This window comes from Leuconostoc citreum, assembly GCF_004354555.1.
Taxonomy (GTDB): domain Bacteria; phylum Bacillota; class Bacilli; order Lactobacillales; family Lactobacillaceae; genus Leuconostoc; species Leuconostoc citreum.
The window spans coordinates 1-20,041 of record NZ_PUFH01000005.1 but is presented as its reverse complement, the minus strand read 5'-3'; the positions used below and the strand labels follow the sequence as shown (position 1 = coordinate 20,041).

Genomic DNA, 20,041 nt, shown 5'->3' with positions numbered 1-20,041 from the left:
GCGTATTTTAGTTTTTCAAACCGAAATACTGTTCCTTTCTAAAAATTTAATCGTTTTCTTCAACTGACGATACGGTTTGGTTCCCTAAATCTTTTGCAGCTTCAGTTTCAGACTTAATATCAATCTTAAAGCCAGTCAAACGTGCTGCTAAACGTGCATTCTGTCCTTTTTTACCAATTGCCAAAGACAACTGATTATCTGGTACAATCACTGTTACTGCGCGCTCGTTTTCAGAGTCAAAAATAACATCTGTTACTTCTGATGGATTCAAAGCATTGGCAATATATTGCGCTTCATCTTCAACCCATTCAACAATATCCATATTTTCGCCACCAAGTTCATTAACAACGGATTGCACACGGCCACCACGCTGACCAACCATTGCCCCAACAGGGTCTAAATCTGGATCATGCGTATAAACAGCAATCTTTGAACGATCTCCAGCTTCACGAGAAATGCTCATAATTTCAACAGTACCATCATATACTTCCGGTACTTCTTGTTCAAATAATCGCTTAACTAGATCTGGCGCTGTACGTGACACAAAAATTTGTGGTCCCTTAGCGTTATTTTCAACCTTATTAACAAGCACTTTAATACGGTCACCCATACGATAATGTTCATTGGGCATTTGATCATTAGGTGCCATTGCAGCTTCTTGATTTCCTGGTAATGTCATATACAAGAAACGTGAATCTTGCCGATCAACTTCACCAGTAATGATTTCATCTTGATAATCAGCAAACTTATTATAAATCGCTTCCCGTCCTGCTTCACGGATTTTTTGCATAATAACTTGCTTAGCAGCTTGTGCTGCCATACGACCAAAATCCTCTGGCGTAACATCAAAACGAATTTCATCGCCGGGTTCGTAAGCGCGATTGATTGCTAGCGCATCTTCTAGAGAAATCTCTGTATCTTCATTTTCAAAATCTTCATCTAAGACAACATGTTTGACTTGCTTAATGGCAACATTTCCCTTTTTCGTGTCAAACACAGCCTCGACATTTTGTTCCGCATTATATTGCTTCTTGTAAGCTGCTTTCAAAGCGTCTTCTAACGCTTCAATTACAATCGCACGTTCAATGCCGCGCTCCGCTTCAAGGGCATCGAGTGCATCAACTAATTCTTTGCTCATTCGCCTATCCTCATTCAATTAGTAACTTATTAATCAAAATTATAATAAGTCATTGCAGTTCAATATTTTCGTTAAAAATGGGTATCTAACACTGCTTTAGCAATTTCATCAAAAGTGCATACTATGGTTTCTGACGACGTAGTCAGTGTAATACCCTTATCATCAATAGTTTCAATTTTACCTTGCCACTTTTTTTGGCCATTTTTTGCAACAAAGAATGCTACTAAAATATTTTCTCCACTCGCTTTAGCCCATTCATAATGCCAAGGCCTTATCAAAGGACGATCAGCACCTGGAGACGAAATATCTAGCATATAGGCTTCAGGTATTGGGTCTGGTTCAATAGTATCTAGTAATTCATTAACAGCCTGTGTAAATGTTGTAATGTCATCCATCGTGATAAATTCATGGTTACGTTTGTCAATCAAAATACGTAATACTTTTTGACCACCTTCTTTAGTGTAGGACACATCCCATAACAATAACTGCTGAGCATTTATCAGTGGTTCAATGAGGGTGCTAATTTCTTGTGCCACTTTATTCGCCATACGCGCTACCTCCTTTGATGAATATGTTACGATATTGCAAGCAAGTGCCAATCCCATAAAAAATGAGCCGGCCTCGTACTAAATGGCCCGCTCATTTACAAAACTATGTAAATTAACAATCTTTAGTATAACGCAAATATACACCAATTGCAAATTAGATAAAACAAAAAGACCACAATGCGTGGCCTTTACTAGAATGTGAACCTTTATGACCTCATTCGCCTAAGCTCATTGAGGCAGTCACTGTATTTAGCTAATGCTATAATAATTGACTTTTAACGCGCCCACGTAACGCTACTGGTTAGTATAAATCGTTCTTTTCAGAAACGCTATAACTTACCAAGAAGCCTTGCGAACACCAGGGATTTGACCCTTATGTGCCAATTGACGGAAGTTCAAACGTGACATACCAAATTCACGCATGTAAGCATGAGGACGTCCATCAATCAAGTCACGATTGTGCATACGTACGGGAGATGAATCCTTTGGCAAAGCAGCCAAACCGATGAAATCTCCAGCAGCCTTCAATGCCGCACGCTTATCAGCGTACTTTGCAACTAAAGCTTCACGCTTTTGTGCCTTAGCAATTTTTGACTTTTTTGCCATGTTACTTAATCTCCTTAAATGTTACAACTTTACGAAGTTTTGGTGAGTACTTCTTCAACTCAAGACGATCTGGTGTATTACGACGATTCTTAGACGTCAAGTAAATACGTTCACCAGTTTCATCATTTCCTAGAACAACGTGAATACGCATATTCATACTCCTTAGTGTGGTTTGTTAAAATTATTTGCTTGTCAATACAAATAGTTATTATACATGAACATCTTATCACTGTAAAGTAGTTTGATTAATTCTATCAAAACATTTTAAGTAATGAGCTGACCGTGTTTTTAAAATTGGTTTTCCAATGGTGGCACAACTTGTTTCTTACGCGATACAACACCTGGCAAGTCAATCACATGATTAGTTAATGTGGCATTAAAGGCACTTTCAATTGCTTGATTAGCATCTCCTAAATAAATGGCTTTTGAATTTGAGTTCAAGATATCAGTAATGACAAACAAAAAGTCTTCATAACCTTCAGCAACCATTGCTGCCTCGATACCCGATTGACGTGCCAACACATCATCAATATCAACCGTATTCACTTGACCTATACGGAATTGGTGACCACCCATTTCAAATGACTTTGCATCGCCATCAATCAGTTCTTTATCACTACGTGATGATAAGTCCGTACCGGCTTTTAATAAGTCCAAGCCATAAGCTTCATAATTCGTCAAACCAGCAATCTTAGCCAAGGCCTCTAAAGCTGGTTGGTCATATGTCGTTGTAGTTGGACTCTTGAGTAGTAAGGTATCTGAAATAATAGCAGATGCCATTAGTCCTGCAATATCAGACGGAATTTCAATGTTAGCTTGCTTAAATTCATAATAAAGAATTGTCGCAACTGATCCCCAAGGCTTGGCTGTGATGTAAAGCGGTGTTGCATTTGTGAAGGCAAACTTATGGTGATCGTAGATACCTTCAACAGTCACATCAGCAAGATTATCAACTGATTGCGCCGCTTCATTATGGTCGACCAAAACGACTGTTTCTGTATCTGCAGATGAAATCACACGTGGCGCTGCTACTTTAAAGTAATCCAACGCAAATTGCGTTTCTGCATTGGGTTCACCCTGTGCCACTGCCTCAGTATCATTACCAATTTGATTCAAAAAATAACTTGCTGCAATTGCTGAAGCAATTGTATCTGTATCAGGGTTTTTGTGCCCAAAAACTAAAGTGTTAGCCATTAGTTCATATCTCCTAGATGTTTATACGTTTATTTTATCAAAAAAAAGTTACTTTGTCTTAGCAATTGTTAGTGGTTGAACACGCCATGGTTCGCCATACTTTTTAACATCAACAACATATTGACCATTGCCTACACGTTGTGACGGCTTGTAATCGCTCAGCTGTAGCTCCTGTTTTTGCCAACGTGTTGTGAGTATTTCTAATGCTGTGTCTTCAATGTTAAGAATAGTTGCCGTTGCAACATGATAAGCCACTGTTTTCTTTTGCGTAAAAATTAGTAAGCCTTTATTGGCGCGCTTTGAACGTGTTATTTCAGAAACCGGCATGTATTTAAAGGCGCCATTATCAGCCATAATAGCTACGCGCTGTGCCTCATTTGTAACAAAAACGGCAGCCTTAATTGTATCTTCATTGCGCAAGTCCATCGCTTTGACGCCAGCAGTACGTGCCCCAATTTCTGGGATAGATTTAATAGCAAAGCGCAGCCCAACACCATGTTGCGATAGCAATAGTACGTCTTGCTGGCCAACTGTTTCAAAGTAATCAGCGTTGACCACATAACTATCATTTGTTTTGAGCTTGATGGCCATTGAGGTTTTCTTTTTGTATGCTTTTGGTAACATGTCACTCAAAGTCGTTTGCTTAATAAAGCCATCGTTGGTCACAATGGTAAAGGCACCACCTTGCTCTAGGGTGTTGATTGGTACAACTTTAATAACATATTCTTCCGTACGCCAATTCGATAGTTCTTGAGAAAAATGTTCCCCAGTATCTTTCCATCTTGAATCTGGCAGTTCGTGAACTGGTCGATAGATGACACTCCCTTTATTGGTAAACATAAATAAGTGCTGTGTCGTATTGAGTTGCCCTTCAAACACCGGCAAATCATCATCGGCTAAGCCGTTATCTTTATCAGAAGCCTTATAAGAGCGAATAGATGCGCGCTTATAATAACCATTACGCGATACTAATACTTGTACATCTTCTTCGGCAATTGTTACGGCTTTATCAATGACAAGATCTTCAACTTCAGCTTCGATTTGTGAGCGACGAGCGGATTGATATTTCTGTGTAATGGCCGTAATTTCGTCACGAATAACAGCTTTCAAAGCCATTTCTTCATTCATAACTTCTGTTAAATGGTTGATTTTCTCAGTCAACGCCGCAAACTCTTCTTCCAATTGCGTCACATCAGTATTGGTTAAACGATACAGTTGCAATGTCACAATGGCTTCCGCCTGAGGTTGCGTAAAGTCGAAACGTGCTATTAAATTTTGTGTCGCATCTTTACGGTTTTTAGATGCTCGAATCGTTGCAACAACCTCGTCCAAAATTGACAACATACGAATTAAGCCTTCAACAATATGCTGTCTCGCTTGTGCTTTGGCTAATTCATACGCTGACCGCTTTAATACAACTTCCTTACGAAATGCTATAAATGCTTCCAGCGCCTGTTTAAGACTCACGTGAACTGGCCGTTGGTCATGAATAGCAACCATGTTAAAGTTATATGCGATTTGCAAATCAGTTTTTTTGAAGAGATAGGTTAAAATGCCATTGGCATTAGTGTCTTTATTGAGCTCAATAACAATTGACATGCCTTCACGATCTGATTCGTCACGCACTTCAGAAATGCCGGCAACTTCTTTATTAAGACGAATAGCATCAATTTTAGATACTAAGTTTGATTTCACTACTTCATAAGGTAGTTCCGTGATTTCAATTTTTTTCTTGCCACCCTTGAGCTCAGAAATAGCTGTTTTGGCGCGGACAACAATTTTACCACGGCCTGTTTTATAAGCCTTTTTAATCCCCTCTAGCCCTTGAATGATACCACCGGTAGGAAAATCTGGCCCTTTAATGTACCGCATCAAAGCTGACTGTGGCGCCTCTGGGTGATCAAGCAAGTAGATTAACGCGGCATTAATTTCTTTCAAATTATGCGGTGGTATTTCAGTCGCATAACCAGCAGAAATACCCGTCGCACCATTAATTAATAAGCTTGGAATACGTGATGGTAAGACTGTTGGTTCATAGGTCGTATCATCAAAGTTCAAAACCATATCAACAGTGTCTTGACCTAAGTCAGCCATCATTTCACCGGCAATTTTAGATAAACGCGCCTCAGTGTAACGCATTGCTGCGGCGGGATCATTATCGATTGAACCGTTGTTACCGTTCATATCAATTAATGGTTCACGTACTTTCCAATTTTGAGATAATCTCACCATGGCTTCATAGATAGAGGAGTCACCGTGTGGATGGAAATTACCCATGACATTACCAACTGATTTAGCCGACTTACGATACGGATGATCATAAGTATTGCCATCCTGATTCATCGCAAATAAAATACGACGCTGGACTGGCTTTAAGCCATCGCGAATGTCTGGCAACGCACGTTCTTGAATAATATATTTTGAATAACGCCCGAAGCGTTCGCCCATCACTGCTTCCAGTGAGAGCTCTGTTATACGATCTGCCATATATCAAGTTGCCCACCGGTCATTGACAGTGGACAATATTCCTCTCAAATAGTTTAAATAAATATGTAAATACCGCGCACAATTGTACACGGTAATGGTTGTTTGGTCAACCGCGTGAGCAAACTAATTATTTTTATCACGCCAAGTCGTAATAATTGGTTCAGCTGTTTCAGAGGTAGTAGTATGCCCCTTCTCATTCTGTCGTATTTTTTCAAATACAGCTGTCGAACTTTCCTTATCACCATCAACGTTGTCTAGGATAGAACCTGCTTCGTCCATTGTAAAATGAACGTTGGCTTCAATCCAATCACGTCGTGGTTCAACTTTATCACCCATCAACGTTGTCACACGTTTCTCAGCCAACACAGCATCATCAATTTTAACCCTAATCAATGTTCTTGTCTCTGGATTCATGGTTGTTTCCCATAGTAATGGGGCGTTCATTTCACCTAGTCCTTTAAACCGTGTTAATTCATAACGGGCATCATTTTGACTCGTAATGCTCTCAAGTTCATCATTTGTCCAAGCAAATTGATCTTCGAATTTTTTTGATGCATATTTAACACGGTAAAGCGGTGGTAATGCAATATAAACACGCCCAGCTTCAATCAGTGGTCGCATATATTTGTAGAAAAAGGTTAATAGCAGTGTTTGAATATGCGCACCATCATCATCCGCATCAGTCATAATAATAATTTTATTAAAAGCCGTATCTTCAACTTTAAAATCAGGTCCAACACCACCACCAATTGCGTAAATCAGAGTCGATATTTCTTCGTTTTTTAAGATATCGGCTAACTTAGCCTTCTCTGTGTTTAATACTTTCCCCCGTAAAGGTAAGATAGCTTGAAACTTACGATCTCGTCCCTGTTTTGCCGAGCCGCCGGCTGAATCACCCTCTACAAGAAATAACTCATTGCGAGCGGCATTTTTCGATTGTGCAGGGGCTAATTTACCAGATAATAGACGATCTTTTTGGCCCTTTGTTTTACCCGTTCGGCTCTCATCACGAGCTTTACGCGCTGCTTCGCGTGCCTCACGCGCACGAATAGCTTTACGAATGATATTTTGACCAAAATCGCCATTTTCCATTAAGAAACGACCTAAAGTTTCGTTAACAACAGCATCAACAATGCCACGGGCCTCTGGCGTACCTAGCTTATCCTTTGTTTGACCTTCAAATTGTAAGAATTGTTCTGGCACACGCAAAGAAATAACGGCAGACAAGCCTTCACGTACATCGCTACCTTCTAAATTTTTATCTTTTTCTTTTAAGAGGTTAACCTTACGCGCATATTCATTGAAAGCTTTGGTCCAGGCAGTTCTAAAACCAACTTCGTGTGTGCCACCATCTTGTGTCCGCACATTATTAACAAAAGATAGCAATGTTTCAGAGTAACCATCATTATATTGCGCTGCAACATCAACAACTAAACCTTCTTGTTGCCCTTCAAAGGTCATAACCGGTCCAATTGTTTCTTTATCTTCATTTAGAAAATTAACAAAGGACTCAAGTCCCTTCTCATAATGATAAGTTTCTACACGAGCAGGTGACACGCGTTCGTCAGTTAAAATAAACTTAACCCCTGACATGAGGAAAGCGGATTCTCTTAAACGTTCAGATAATGTGTCATACTTATATACTGTGGCACTAAATATTGATGGATCAGGCTTAAATGTCACGGTGGTGCCTGATTTAGCTTTCGTTGCACCTAAATCACGCAGTGTCCCTACAGGCTGCCCACCATCAATAAAGTCTTCTTGCCATTGATGCCCATCACGAATAATTGTTACTTGCAAACTTTCAGACAAGGCGTTTACTACTGAAGAACCGACACCATGCAAACCGCCAGATGTCGCGTAACCACCCTGACCAAACTTACCACCAGCATGTAACACCGTCAAAATAACTTCTGGTGTTGGCTTACCAGATTCATGCATGCCAACCGGCATACCGCGACCAAAATCCTGCACAGTAATTGCATTATTGTCGTGAATCGTCACTCGAATTTCGTTACCGTAACCGCCTAAGGCCTCATCTACTGCGTTATCAACAATTTCATAAACCAAATGGTGCAAACCACGACCATCAGTTGACCCAATATACATACCAGGTCGTTTACGAACAGCTTCTAATCCTTCTAATATTTTTATCGAATCTGAATCATAGTGATTTTTTTCTGCCATGAATACTCTTTAACTTTCTTAATTTAAAACATAACACAATTGAACAATTGTTCGATTTCATGCGTCAATCTATATTATCATAGATTAAAAAAAGGATTCTGACAAGTAGAAATATTTTATTTTAATTAAGTTACCCCCTTTACTATTATGATTTATGTTAGAATTAACTTTGTGTTTAGGCACAATTATGAGGAGTTCTAATTATGATTTCAATCGTATTAATGTTCGTTTTGTCATACTTCCTAGGCGCCATGGTACCAGGATTTTGGATTGGCAAACTATTTTATCACAAGGACATCCGTGATGAAGGTTCCGGCAACATCGGCACCACTAACTCATTTCGCGTTTTGGGTCCTGTTGCAGGTATAATGACCTTGATTTTGGATTTACTAAAGGGTACGGCTGCAGGTTTATTACCGTTAGCGTTTAACAGCACAATTAATCCAATGTTAGTTGGTTTAGTAGCCGTCATCGGTCATACATTTTCTATATGGATTAAATTTAAAGGTGGGAAAGCCGTAGCCACCTCTGCTGGTGTTTTGTTAGCATATAATCCGCAATTTTTTTGTTTAATTGCCACTGTTTTCATCGTTATGTTATTACTCACTTCAATGGTTTCCGTCAGTTCAATGGTGGGCTTCAGTATAGCTGTTATCGTATCCTTTTATTATCATGATATGGTACTCACTGTTGTGGCAGTTGCTTTAACAATTTTTGTCTTTTATCGCCACCGCGCTAATATTTCTCGCATTATTCATGGAACAGAAAGCACTGTGCCTTTTGGCCTTTACCATTATCTGCACAAAAAAAAATAAAAAACCGATAGCTATTGTCTATCGGTTTTTTATTTTTGATGCGTATCAAACAAAATTGTAACAGGACCATCATTTACCAAAGACACTGCCATGTCTGCACCAAATTGTCCTGTCTCAACATCTAATCCAGAATACAATTTTAGTTGGTCATTAAAATTAGCGTATAATTTTTCTGCAAAGACAGGATCGCCAGCACCTGTGAAGCTTGGTCTATTACCTTTTTTAGTATTAGCAAGTAAAGTGAATTGCGAAATCGATAAAAATGTGCCCTCAATATCTTGAATACTTAAGTTCATACGGCCCGATTCATCTTCAAAGACACGTAACTGACTAATTTTACGGACAAGATACATTATATCTTCTGCTGTATCTGTATTCACAATACCTACCAATAAAACGTATCCTTGCTTAATCGCACCAACAATCTGGTTATCAATCGTTACTTGTGCAGACTTCACACGTTGCAACACTACTTTCATTCAAATAACTCCTTTATCAATGAAACGTCCGCTCAACATCATAAACAGCGGGTAGGTTATTTAACGCATCCATAATCGCTGTTAACTGCTCTGTATTTTTAACACCGATGGATAGTGACACTTGCGCCATACCATTCTTAGTCGCATGACCATTAACTGAATTAACATAACGTGTCCGGCTATTAATGGATCGTAAGACATCGTTCAACAAACCATTTCGGTTTTCACCATGAACCGTCAAATCAGCGTCATAATTAGGCTTAAGGCCTGATTCATCTTCCCATTGCACATCAACTAAGCGTTGGCCTTGTATTTCTGCTGCACGAATATTAGGACACCCCAGACGATGCACTGAAATACCGCGTCCTTTAGTGATATAGCCTTTGACAGGGTCACCTGGGACTGGTGTACAGCAGCGACCTAAACGAACCAATAAATTATCAACGCCAGCAATCACAATATCATCAGCTGAAGCTTTTTGTCGCTGTGTTAATGCTGTCTCAACACGCTTAATCTCGTGCCCTTCTTCAAGTAATTCACGCTGTAATTCTGCCGTTTGGGCTGCTTGCTGTGCCTCACGAATCTCTTCAGTCAACTTATTAGCTACACCTGGTGCCGCTACATCTCCGTAGCCAATCGCTGCTAACATATCGTCATACGCATGGTAATGTAATGTTTCTGCTGTCTGCGTGAGTTTATCAGTGGTCATGACCTGATTAGGGTCGAAACCGGTTTCTCTTAAGTTCCGCAAAAGCAGCTCTCGCCCAGCCTCGATATTGTCGTTACGGTTTAGTTGCTTGAAATATTGCTTAATTTTATTACGAGCGCGCCGAGTTGAAACTAAATCTAACCAATCACGGCTTGGTTTGGCTGTTGCACTGGTAATAATTTCAATAATATCACCAGTTTTAATTTTATAATCTAGTGGCACAATCCGACCATTAACTTTCGCACCAGTGGTTTTAATCCCAACATTCGTGTGAATGGAAAAAGCCATATCAAGCGGTCCTGCACCTTTAGCTAATTCAAAGACATCCCCTTTGGGGGTAAAAGCATAAACGCGGTCACTGAACAAGTCCCCTTGTACACCGTCCATGAAATCTTCCGCATTTTTAGCGTCCTCTTGTAATTCCAAAATACCTTGAATGACATTAAGCGTTTGTTCATTTTTATCAACGACTTTAACTTCTTTATTTGAACCCTTATTTTTCTTGTAGGCCCAATGCGCAGCCACACCATATTCAGCGACTTCATGCATATGATGCGTTCTAATCTGAACTTCCAAAGGTCGACCACCAGGGCCAATAACTGTCGTGTGCAAACTTTGATAACCATTGGCTTTTGGCAAAGCAATATAATCTTTGAATCGGCCAGGCAAAGGCATCCATTGGGAATGGATAGCCCCTAACACCGCATAAGTATCTGGAATAGTATCAGTCAATACGCGCACAGCCGATAAGTCATAAATTTCTTCAAAGGCTTTATGTTTATCGGTCATTTTTCGATAAATTGAATAAATATGCTTTGGTCGACCATAAACACTGACATTATCTAATTCTAAATCTTTAATCGCATCATTAATTTCACGCACGGCTTCTTCAACATAGCGAATACGCTCATCACGCTTCATGTTCATTTGTGAAGCAATACTATGATATTTATCGGGATCAAGGTAACTCAATGACAAATCTTCAAGTTCCCACTTAATCGTGCTAATACCTAATCGATCAGCTAATGGTGCGTAAATGTCTAAGGTTTCACTTGCAATTCTGCGACGCTTTTCTTCACGTAAGGCTCCTAAAGTTCTCATGTTATGCAGTCGATCAGCAAGCTTAACAATAATTACACGAATGTCCTTGGACATGGCTAACAACAATTTACGATGATTTTCTGCTAATTGCTCTTGTGAATTTTGATATTGAATTTTACTGATTTTAGTTACGCCATCAATAATTTGTGCAATTGTCGTCCCAAACTTATCTTCAACATCGGCCAACGTCGCAGTTGTATCTTCCACAACATCATGTAAATATCCTGATATAACTGTTGCTGTGTCCATACGTAACTCAGCCAAAATGCCAGCAACTTGTATCGGATGAATAATATAAGGTTCGCCTGATTTACGTAATTGTGCCTTGTGTAAATCAGCAGCCCATTCATAAGCCGCCTTGACCTTAAGGGCATCTGATTCAGTCATGTAATGCGACACCATGTCTAACACTTCTTGTCCTGAATATTTTTTTGTTTTTGCCATATATATACTTGTGCTTAACGCACTTTTCCCTTCACAACTTCCGGAAGACACACCACTGTTTCACGAACCGCAGCATGCCTTATGACGTTTTTATACGTAGTATAATTATAATAAATTTTTAATATTTTCACAACCTATGTCTTATAACGTGCATATTTTTACAAATAAGCATACACTAGTAATATCAATTTTTCATAAAGGAGGTTGCTGATGTCTGAAAATGATCAAGAACCAGCGGAATCCGAGAACACACTTTGGCAACGTAATGTCTTTGTATTATGGTTTGGCGTTTTTATGACAGGTGTTGCACTGAGTGAAGTCATGCCTTTCTTGTCCTTATATATCGACACTTTAGGCCATTTCAATAAAGATGCCTTAAGTCTTTATTCAGGCGCTGTTTTTGCTATTTCTTTTCTGGTCACAGCCGTTGTCTCGCCCTTTTGGGGTAAATTAGCTGACCGCAAAGGTCGAAAACTCATGTTACTGCGTGCCGCATTTGGTATGTCAATTGTATTGTTTCTGATGGGGAATGTGACCAATGTTTGGGAGCTGTTATTGTTGCGTGCACTGCAAGGTGCAATGGGTGGTTTCATTTCCAATGCTAACGCATTAGTTGCAACACAAACACCTAAACAACACGCTGGTAAGGCCCTTGGCATTTTAGTAACTGGGATGACTGCTGGTAATTTAATTGGCCCATTTTTTGGCGGTGTACTGGCCACATTTTTTAGTTATCGCACATCATTTCATATTACTGGCATTATTCTATTCCTAGTATTTATCCTTACTTTGTGCTTAGTCAAAGAAGAAGAACGCCCCGTCTCGCTAACAGTAGCAAAGTCTTCAACTAAGGTGTTATGGGCCGGTTTACCAAATAAACAATTCATTGTTGGCTTATTTGTGACAACAATGTTAGTGCAAACCGTTAACACATCTATTAATCCAATTATTAGTTTATTTGTTCGAGAGCTGATGCATAATGCAACGAATACGACATTCATGGCCGGTATTGTGGCCGCTATGCCTGGTATTGCAACAGTGATTGCAGCACCGCCATTTGGTCGCTTGGGCGATCGTGTAGGCACTGAACGTATGATAAAAATTGGCTTTATGATTGCTGTAATCGCTTTTATTCCGACAGCATTTGTCACCAGTATTAGTATGCTAATGTTACTCAGATTCATTGTTGGTATTAGCGATGCCACAATGTTACCAGCCATACAGACATTATTATCGAAAAACTCGCCAACAGAAATGACAAGCCGTATTTTTAGTTATAATCAAAGTTTCCAATCTTTAGGATCGGTTATGGGTCCCATGATTGGTGCAATTATTGCAAGTTTGTTTGATTATCGCGGTATTTTTATTGTCAGTGCCCTAATTATCATACTTAATGCAGTTTTGTTCAATATCACAACACGACGCAAGACAGAAACAGCAGCCATCAAATAAAAAAAAGCGTTTCCTTTTGAAAGGAAACGCTTTTTTATTTAAGTTAGCCAATGATTGAGATACTGCATATCAACTGAAGCCGATGTCCAACGTTGCAGTGGCGTATAATTATGACGTTGATTAAAAGCCAACTGCTGCATCGACAAAACTGCCACAGCTTGGCCATTTTCAGTTAAAAAAACTTGACCTATTGTTGTGAAATGACCTTTCGTATGCTTCCCAGTTCGCCAAAAATTAGGTTTTGCATCCTGCTTTGGTAAGTACTGCCCAGACAAGTTTTGTGTTACAACAACGCCTGAAAATAAGTGCGTCTCATATTTACTATTCTTTCCCATAATCGTAAACTCCCACACCTACTTCAAATTTAGTACCGTCAATCACGTCAGTTGGTTGCAAATGTAACTGGTAATTGACATCAGCACTAATCATACTCAATCGCTCACTGGCACGCATGCTATCAACATTTTCAAGTAATTCATAATCTTGTGTCGTGAGTTCATTTAATCCCGCACGAATTGTCAATCTTATCCAAGGCACCTGCATAATTTTTGTCAAGTAAGCAATCTGGCCATACGGCATCGGCCTTAGCCAGGAGCCACCATTTCCTATTGTCGACAAATGTATTTGTTTTTGCCAACGAACCGTATCTTGGTACCAAATCACCTGATAAACACCAGGATTATCAAGCGGCATAGCCAATATTTCATCAGAGAGCGTTGTTGGGTGTGCAATGATACGCATCTCACCCGCCAAATGTTGTGTCACATTAATCAGGTATCGATTTTGCCCATCAAAGAAAAAGTTGAGCGCAAATTCTGATTGTCGGTCATTTGGTCCATCAGGCATATGTTTTTCTTTTGGTAATACAATCACTCGCTGATTCAAATCACGTAACGCGTTAATGAGTTTACGTCGGTTACCTGGAATCACAATTGCTTGTGGCGACTCTAGTTCAACAACTTTCATGACATCTGATATTTCCAATGGCTCTAAATATTGTTTATCAGCCAAGTGTGGTAGTAATGTCGCATCGCTTGGATTATTATTCATAATAATTGTCGGATACTGCAGCCGTCTTAATTCAGACATTGTGATGGCAGTCGCATAACCCGCTGAAGCAGCATCACCCATACGAAAAGCACCAGAACCGATCACTAAAACGGCGCGTTGATCAATTTGAATTGATTCGTTTTCTGATTCATATGTCGCATAGTACTGACGTGCATTTTCAGGAAATTCACCCGCAGATGGCTCAACTGCTTTATAAGTGACACGAATATCGTTTTCTTTTGCTAGTGTTCTAATAATATTGAAGTCGGTATGCCAAAAACGTGCAATCAAACCGTCTGACAAACCGTATTTTTTTCCACGGCGCAACGAAGTAATGCTATCAATATCTGATTCAATTTCAGATTCCAACTTATGCAGATGCTGTAACTGATGAAAATAGAATTCATCAATTGCTGTCAATTCTGCTAGTTCGTCGATTTCATAGCCTCTTTTAATTGCTTCAATTAACAATAGTACCCGATTATCTTGTGGATGAATGAGCTGTTGTATCAACTCATCATCATTAATGTGAGCCATATTAGTTGGCGAAAAACTGGCATTATTAAAATGTGCTGACCGAATCGCTTTTTCAAGTGCTTCAATAAATGTACGTCCAAATCCCAGCGTTGAACCAACTGATTTCTGCACACTATTTAATTGCCGATTAACATCGATGCCTGCTTCTGCTAATTCACCAAAAGGAAATACTGGTAATTTGACAACAACATGATCCATCATTGGTTCCATCATAGCAGTATTTGTGCCAAAGTTATGTGGTAGTTTAATGTCTTCTAGAGGTATACCCATAGCTAAGTTTATCGCCACTAGCATCGTTGGGTACCCAGTCGCTAACGCCATGCGCGTCGCCATTTGATCAATATAGGGTGACACCTTAATGATGTATATTTCGCGGTCATCATCATCTATGGCAAACTGTACATGCATAACACCTTGAAGTTGCAGTATATCCGCAATTCTAAAAGCATAATCTCTCATTTGGCTAATGAGTTGATCTTGAACGGTTAGTATTGGTGACACACTTAATGAATCAGCAGTATGAATACCAATTGGATCCATATCCTCACTTGCCCCAATTTGCATCTTATTGCCGCGCACGTCTCTGAGAATTTCTAGACTAATCTCTTTGAGACCGTTAATCGCTCTAGAAATAATTACCTCTTGCGTAACGGATTGTGATTTGGCTAAATTAATGGTGTCTTCAAATTCATCCAAACGCTCCACAATATGACGCGTATTATTTTGATTGGGGTGTAATGCCCTGACCATCAAAGGCAAATGTAACGTCCTTAATAATTCATTAGCTTCATCTTGCGCTTTTAAAACATAATTATTAATCACTGGTAAGCCGTTTTTTGCCATAAAATCGGTTAAGGCTGGCAAATTATTAACTTTTAATAACATGTCAATGTTCAAGCCAAGTGTATTCGGTACATTGCCATCTCCGTGAGACCAACTTTGGACGACATCAGCCCATAATCGCAATGAGACATCACCACCAAATAAAGGAACAACCGTATCAATTGCTTCATCACGAATGATTTTCTTAATATTATGTACTGTTAAGGGCTGCCAAAATGTTTTTGCCGCAAGACTTTCTAGTGACAGTGCGTAAGGATTTTCATCAATTACAAAAACATCAATACCGTGTCCTCTAAGCTCTGGCATAACCTGATAAATCGCAGCGTCATGCTCAGCTTCTTGACCAAAATTATTAGCACCGGAACCAATGAATAACAGCTTTTTAATTTTATTGTTGGTTATAGTGTTCGACATAATCTTCTACCGTTTCAAAAAAGTCCGCAAAGACAGCAGTTGCTTCAAGCGGTCCAGGAGCAGCGTCTGGGAAAAACTGCACACTAAATGCTGGAAATTCACGATGCCTTAATCCTTGAACCGCACCATCTACTAAGTCACGATAGGTGACAAATAGTTTTTTGCGATCAATTGTTTGATCATCTACTGCGTAACCCTGCCCCTGCATTGCATAAAATATTTGTCGTGAAATAATTTCTTGAATTGGATGATTCATACCATGATGTTCGGAAGGTAATGGTTTAAGTTCAGCACCATTAGCCAGAGCAAATAACTCATGTCCTAGGCCTATACCCAGAAGTGGCGCTTTCGTTTGTAAGACACGAATTAGAGTCAACACACTTTCAGGTAAGGTTCGCGGATCTCCAGGGCCAGTAGATAAAATAATACCATCTGGATCTAATGTTAACACTTCTTCAACACTAGTCGTGTATGGCAACACAGAAACATTAGCATCGTAATCACCTAACATACGCAAAATACCATGCTTCAAACCAAAATCAATGACAACAATATGACGACCACGTCCGGGGTTAGCATATGGTTTTGGCGTTGCCGTATTTTGCACTTGCTTGTTTGTTAACACCGTTGCGACGAGCTGATCGACTGCATGTTCATCAGCAAAATCGACAATGGTGGCTTTTTGTGGCCCAGTTTCACGTAAGTGACGAATAAGCTGACGTGTATCTACTTGATAAAGCCCTGGAATGTTATGTTGCTTCAAAAAGCGATCTAAGTTCATACGACGCTGGCGATTAACGGATACCTCAGCTAAATCATGAACGACCATGCCGCGAATTGTCGGCTTAACGGATTCATATGCCTCAGCATGTATCCCAGAAGCACCAACAACAGGCATAGCAAAAACAATCATTTGCCCATCATAAATTGGGTCAGTGATGATTTCTTGGTAGCCTGTCATGGCCGTATGAAAAATAATTTCGCCAAAGGTGGTAGCTGGTGCACCAAACCCTAGGCCTTGAAATACCCTACCATCTTCAAGAATTAAGTGACGTTGCATCATGTTTTATACTTTGCTGGTCCCTTCATTATAAAATGATTAGTCCAACTTTCTCCTGTTAATGTACGATTTCAACAGCATCTCTGCCATCGATTTCTTGCACCAAGACTTTAATTTTTTCGTTCTGTGCAGTTGGGATGTTTTTCCCTACAAAGTCAGCACGAATAGGTAATTCTCGGTGGCCACGGTCAACAAGAACAGCTAAAGCTATTGTATTGGGACGCCCAATATGAATTAAAGCATCCAAAGCTGCCCGAATTGTACGACCAGTAAACAACACATCATCAATCAAAACAATATTTTTATCGGCAATGTTAGTTTTTTCTTCATCGTTCAAACCCAAACTGTCATCGTGGTTTAATACATCGTCACGAAAATTAGTAATATCAATTGCCATGACAGGGATTTTAACCCCTTCGAGCTGTTCAAGACGGTTAGCAATACGATGCGCTAGGAACTCACCGCGTGTTTTAATACCGACCAGTACTAAGTCCTGCCCACCCTTATTGCGTTCAATAATTTCATAAGTAATACGTGTTAACGCACGTTGTAAAGATGCATTATCTAAAACTTCTTTGTTTGTCATAATGATTATTGTACATATACAGTGAAAACATATTCACCATATATTTATCCTCCTAGTAAAAATTAGTCGTGCTGAATTATCGGAATTAAAGTTGCTAAAGATTTTGTAAAATAACTCGGCAACTCACTATCAAATGTTAACAATTCACCTGTGGTCGGTTGTGTTAAAGATAGTGTTTTTGCATGCAACATTTGTCCATTTAAAGTCACGTGTGGTAGTTTTTGCGCTGAACCATACACAGGATCGCCAATAATTGGATGGCCAATATAAGTCATATGGACACGTATTTGATGCGTACGACCAGTCTCTAACCGTATTTTCAAAAGTGTATAGCCAACATACCTTGTGACAACCTCAAAATGCGTTATTGCCTCTCGCCCACCAGCTTGAACAGCTTGCTTTTTGCGATCAACCTTATGCCGCGCTAATGGCGCATTAATTGTGCCTGAATCTTCAGAGAATTCACCCCGGACCAATGCATAATAGATACGTTCGTTTTTATGGGCCTTGAGTTGTTCAGACAACGCTTGATGTGCTTTGTCATTTTTAGCTACCATCAATAAACCACTTGTGTCACGGTCAATCCGATGCACAATACCAGGTCTAAAGCTACCATTAATTGTTGATAAAGGCGCATGGTATAGTAAGGCGTTGACTAGCGTGCCACTCGTATGCCCGGCTGCTGGATGGACAACCATTCCTTGTGGTTTGTTAACAACTAATAAATCATTGTCTTCATAGATAATATCTAATGGCATATTTTCAGCTATAATTTCAGTATTTTGAACGGCTGGTGGTAATATGGTTATCAGATCGCCACTATTGACCTTATACGAACGTTTCACCTGCGTTTGATTAACCACTATGTGCCCATCTTGAAGCCATTCAGCGAGTACTGTACGCGAATAAGGTAATGATTTTTTAGCTAGAACTGCATCAATTCGACCAGTTTCATTTGTAATTTCAAGAGTGATCTTTTCCGTCATGAGTATTCATGTATTCCTTAATTTGATCTGCTATATTTTGGCTTAACCAATATTTACGTGCACGGCCCGCTCTTGTAAAAGACAGTATATGCCCGTTGAGCTGCCAATTATGCACTGTCGCAAGTGAAATTTTTTCATATTCAGAGACAAACATGCGACCTAAAAATAATTGCGGCCCCGCAATGTAGATACGACGACGCACAATCATCACTACGCTTAAAAGTAAGATAATGACAATATAGCCGATTGGGATTATATCTAATTTAAATGACATTTCGCTCCAAACAATCAAGCCAATCATTAATAAGATAAACCACCATAGCCAGCCAATCTGGCCTGTTGTATTTAAAGGTTGAAAAAAGCCTCTTTTTGGTATCATAATTTCACCCCTCACACGATTTGATTAATACCGCGTTGTATCATATATTGTTACTATATTATTTTACCATGAAATGCGCTATCCTATAAATCTCATTTCTATGAAAACAGCGCACAATAAATCTTAGTTTTGGAGAAATCAACAATATGTTAACCCTTTACGTCGACGCTGCACGAGAGCCTCAAAGTGGTATCAGTGCCGGTGGCGCAGTCTTGATACACCATAAACAACAGCAGCAAATAAAATCAAACTTATTTTATACGACAGATAATCATGAAGCTGAATTTCTTGCTTTAATTTGGGCTTTAAAACAAGTTAAGGTGGCTGAAACATCGGAAACCATCAGAATATTTAGTGACTCAAAAATATTAATTGACAGTCTTGATAAAAAGTACGCTAAGCACTATCAGCCCTTATTAGAAGAAATTATTCAGTTATTGACACCCTATTCTTTGGTTATTAGTCAGTGGTTACCAGAAAAAGAAAATCATGGCGCCCATTATATGGCACTACAGGCATTAAAAAAAAATAAACGTCCCTCATAAATGATGAAGGACGTTTATTTTTTTACAACAATGTTTTAGCCAAATAGAAGCAACCAAGAATACCAGCGTTATCGCCGTTAGCTACTGGCACAATGTAATCTTCTAAATCAGGTACATCTAAATAATCACTCATTTGTTCAGCAAAACTCGCACGAATCAATGGGAATAAGGTTTCGCGATGTGGCACACCACCACCAAAAACAATCTTTTCTGGTCGCAAAATCATGGTATAGTCTAGCGCTGCTTGTGCTAGATAAAAGGCTTCAATTTCCCATGCCTTATCTCCGTCAGGAATTTCTTTAGCACTCTTATGCCAACGCGCTTCAATGGCTGGACCAGCTGCCAAGCCTTCCAAACAATTATCCCCGTGGAATGGACAATGACCTTCATAGTGATCTTCAGGATGCTTTTGCAAGAAAATATGTCCAGCTTCTGGGTGCCCATAACCACTCACCAATTTGCCACCTGACACAATACCAGC

19 protein-coding genes are annotated in these 20,041 nt (G+C 39.5%); 3 read left to right on the top strand and 16 right to left on the bottom strand.

All coding sequences use genetic code 11. The annotated features are described in order from the left end of the window. Positions 1 to 46: 46 nt before the first annotated feature. The 7 genes from nusA to parE form a co-directional block, all read right to left on the bottom strand. On the bottom strand, positions 47 to 1,138 hold the full coding sequence (nusA, locus tag C5L21_RS04410; RefSeq protein WP_085699766.1) for a transcription termination factor NusA: 1,092 nt from the start codon (positions 1,136 to 1,138) through the stop codon (positions 47 to 49). A 71-nt stretch (positions 1,139 to 1,209) separates the two neighbouring features. After that, a complete protein-coding gene (locus C5L21_RS04405) occupies positions 1,210 to 1,686 on the bottom strand; it encodes a ribosome maturation factor RimP (protein ID WP_004900921.1) in 477 nt (158 codons plus the stop codon). A gap of 336 nt (positions 1,687 to 2,022) precedes the next feature. Further along, positions 2,023 to 2,292 (bottom strand): 30S ribosomal protein S14, encoded by a 270-nt coding sequence (gene rpsN, locus C5L21_RS04400; protein ID WP_004904725.1) that lies wholly within the window; start codon positions 2,290 to 2,292, stop codon positions 2,023 to 2,025. Position 2,293: 1 nt separating this feature from the next. Beyond that, positions 2,294 to 2,443, bottom strand: a complete 150-nt coding sequence (rpmG, locus tag C5L21_RS04395; protein ID WP_002815032.1) for a 50S ribosomal protein L33 — start codon at positions 2,441 to 2,443, stop codon at positions 2,294 to 2,296. A 137-nt stretch (positions 2,444 to 2,580) separates the two neighbouring features. Continuing rightward, entirely contained in the window at positions 2,581 to 3,486 is a 906-nt protein-coding gene (locus C5L21_RS04390) for a manganese-dependent inorganic pyrophosphatase (protein ID WP_004900944.1), read from the bottom strand. A gap of 48 nt (positions 3,487 to 3,534) precedes the next feature. Continuing rightward, positions 3,535 to 5,973: a DNA topoisomerase IV subunit A gene (gene parC / locus C5L21_RS04385; RefSeq protein WP_004900947.1), complete on the bottom strand. Its 2,439-nt coding sequence runs from the start codon at positions 5,971 to 5,973 to the stop codon at positions 3,535 to 3,537. Positions 5,974 to 6,096: 123 nt separating this feature from the next. Further along, positions 6,097 to 8,160 (bottom strand): DNA topoisomerase IV subunit B, encoded by a 2,064-nt coding sequence (gene parE / locus C5L21_RS04380; protein WP_004900949.1) that lies wholly within the window; start codon positions 8,158 to 8,160, stop codon positions 6,097 to 6,099. A gap of 203 nt (positions 8,161 to 8,363) precedes the next feature. On the opposite strand from parE, the gene plsY reads away from it, so the two are divergent. After that, positions 8,364 to 8,975 carry a glycerol-3-phosphate 1-O-acyltransferase PlsY gene (gene plsY / locus C5L21_RS04375; RefSeq protein ID WP_048801603.1) on the top strand — a complete coding sequence of 204 codons (612 nt, stop codon included), beginning with the start codon at positions 8,364 to 8,366 and terminating at the stop codon, positions 8,973 to 8,975. Between the two features lie 29 nt (positions 8,976 to 9,004). On the opposite strand, the gene dtd is transcribed toward plsY, so the two are convergent. Beyond that, the gene (dtd, locus tag C5L21_RS04370; RefSeq protein ID WP_004900958.1) at positions 9,005 to 9,454 is read right to left on the bottom strand and encodes a D-aminoacyl-tRNA deacylase; all 450 of its coding nucleotides are present in this window, start codon (positions 9,452 to 9,454) and stop codon (positions 9,005 to 9,007) included. Positions 9,455 to 9,470: 16 nt separating this feature from the next. Beyond that, the gene (locus tag C5L21_RS04365; RefSeq protein ID WP_004900959.1) at positions 9,471 to 11,708 is read right to left on the bottom strand and encodes a RelA/SpoT family protein; all 2,238 of its coding nucleotides are present in this window, start codon (positions 11,706 to 11,708) and stop codon (positions 9,471 to 9,473) included. 210 nt (positions 11,709 to 11,918) lie between these two features. Between C5L21_RS04365 and C5L21_RS04360 the strand changes: the two genes are divergently transcribed. Next, positions 11,919 to 13,160, top strand: a complete 1,242-nt coding sequence (locus C5L21_RS04360; RefSeq protein ID WP_004900961.1) for a multidrug efflux MFS transporter — start codon at positions 11,919 to 11,921, stop codon at positions 13,158 to 13,160. Positions 13,161 to 13,198: 38 nt separating this feature from the next. Here C5L21_RS04360 and C5L21_RS04355 read toward each other — a convergent pair whose 3' ends face one another. From C5L21_RS04355 to C5L21_RS04330, 6 genes are all read right to left on the bottom strand, one after another. Continuing rightward, complete coding sequence (locus C5L21_RS04355) at positions 13,199 to 13,495, bottom strand: DUF7671 family protein (RefSeq protein WP_004900963.1); 297 nt, start codon at positions 13,493 to 13,495, stop codon at positions 13,199 to 13,201. Further along, positions 13,482 to 16,004 carry a carbamoyl phosphate synthase preATP-grasp domain-containing protein gene (locus tag C5L21_RS04350; RefSeq protein ID WP_133286089.1) on the bottom strand — a complete coding sequence of 841 codons (2,523 nt, stop codon included), beginning with the start codon at positions 16,002 to 16,004 and terminating at the stop codon, positions 13,482 to 13,484. Before C5L21_RS04350 ends, C5L21_RS04355 begins: the two co-directional genes overlap by 14 nt. Next, on the bottom strand, positions 15,979 to 17,064 hold the full coding sequence (locus C5L21_RS04345; RefSeq protein WP_186727990.1) for a carbamoyl phosphate synthase small subunit: 1,086 nt from the start codon (positions 17,062 to 17,064) through the stop codon (positions 15,979 to 15,981). Before C5L21_RS04345 ends, C5L21_RS04350 begins: the two co-directional genes overlap by 26 nt. A 58-nt stretch (positions 17,065 to 17,122) precedes the next feature. After that, positions 17,123 to 17,650, bottom strand: coding sequence for a bifunctional pyr operon transcriptional regulator/uracil phosphoribosyltransferase PyrR (pyrR, locus tag C5L21_RS04340; RefSeq protein ID WP_004900970.1), 528 nt, complete (start codon positions 17,648 to 17,650; stop codon positions 17,123 to 17,125). 62 nt (positions 17,651 to 17,712) lie between these two features. Next, positions 17,713 to 18,636 carry an RluA family pseudouridine synthase gene (locus tag C5L21_RS04335; protein WP_004900976.1) on the bottom strand — a complete coding sequence of 308 codons (924 nt, stop codon included), beginning with the start codon at positions 18,634 to 18,636 and terminating at the stop codon, positions 17,713 to 17,715. Next, positions 18,614 to 19,015, bottom strand: coding sequence for an EbsA family protein (locus tag C5L21_RS04330; RefSeq protein ID WP_004900977.1), 402 nt, complete (start codon positions 19,013 to 19,015; stop codon positions 18,614 to 18,616). The genes C5L21_RS04335 and C5L21_RS04330 overlap by 23 nt, the downstream gene beginning before the upstream one ends. A gap of 146 nt (positions 19,016 to 19,161) precedes the next feature. On the opposite strand from C5L21_RS04330, the gene C5L21_RS04325 reads away from it, so the two are divergent. Beyond that, entirely contained in the window at positions 19,162 to 19,560 is a 399-nt protein-coding gene (locus C5L21_RS04325; protein WP_004900978.1) for a ribonuclease HI family protein, read from the top strand. Positions 19,561 to 19,582: 22 nt separating this feature from the next. Here the strand turns inward: C5L21_RS04325 and C5L21_RS04320 are convergent. Further along, the coding region (locus C5L21_RS04320; protein ID WP_133286088.1) for an ROK family protein at positions 19,583 to 20,041 on the bottom strand (459 nt) is incomplete at its 5' end.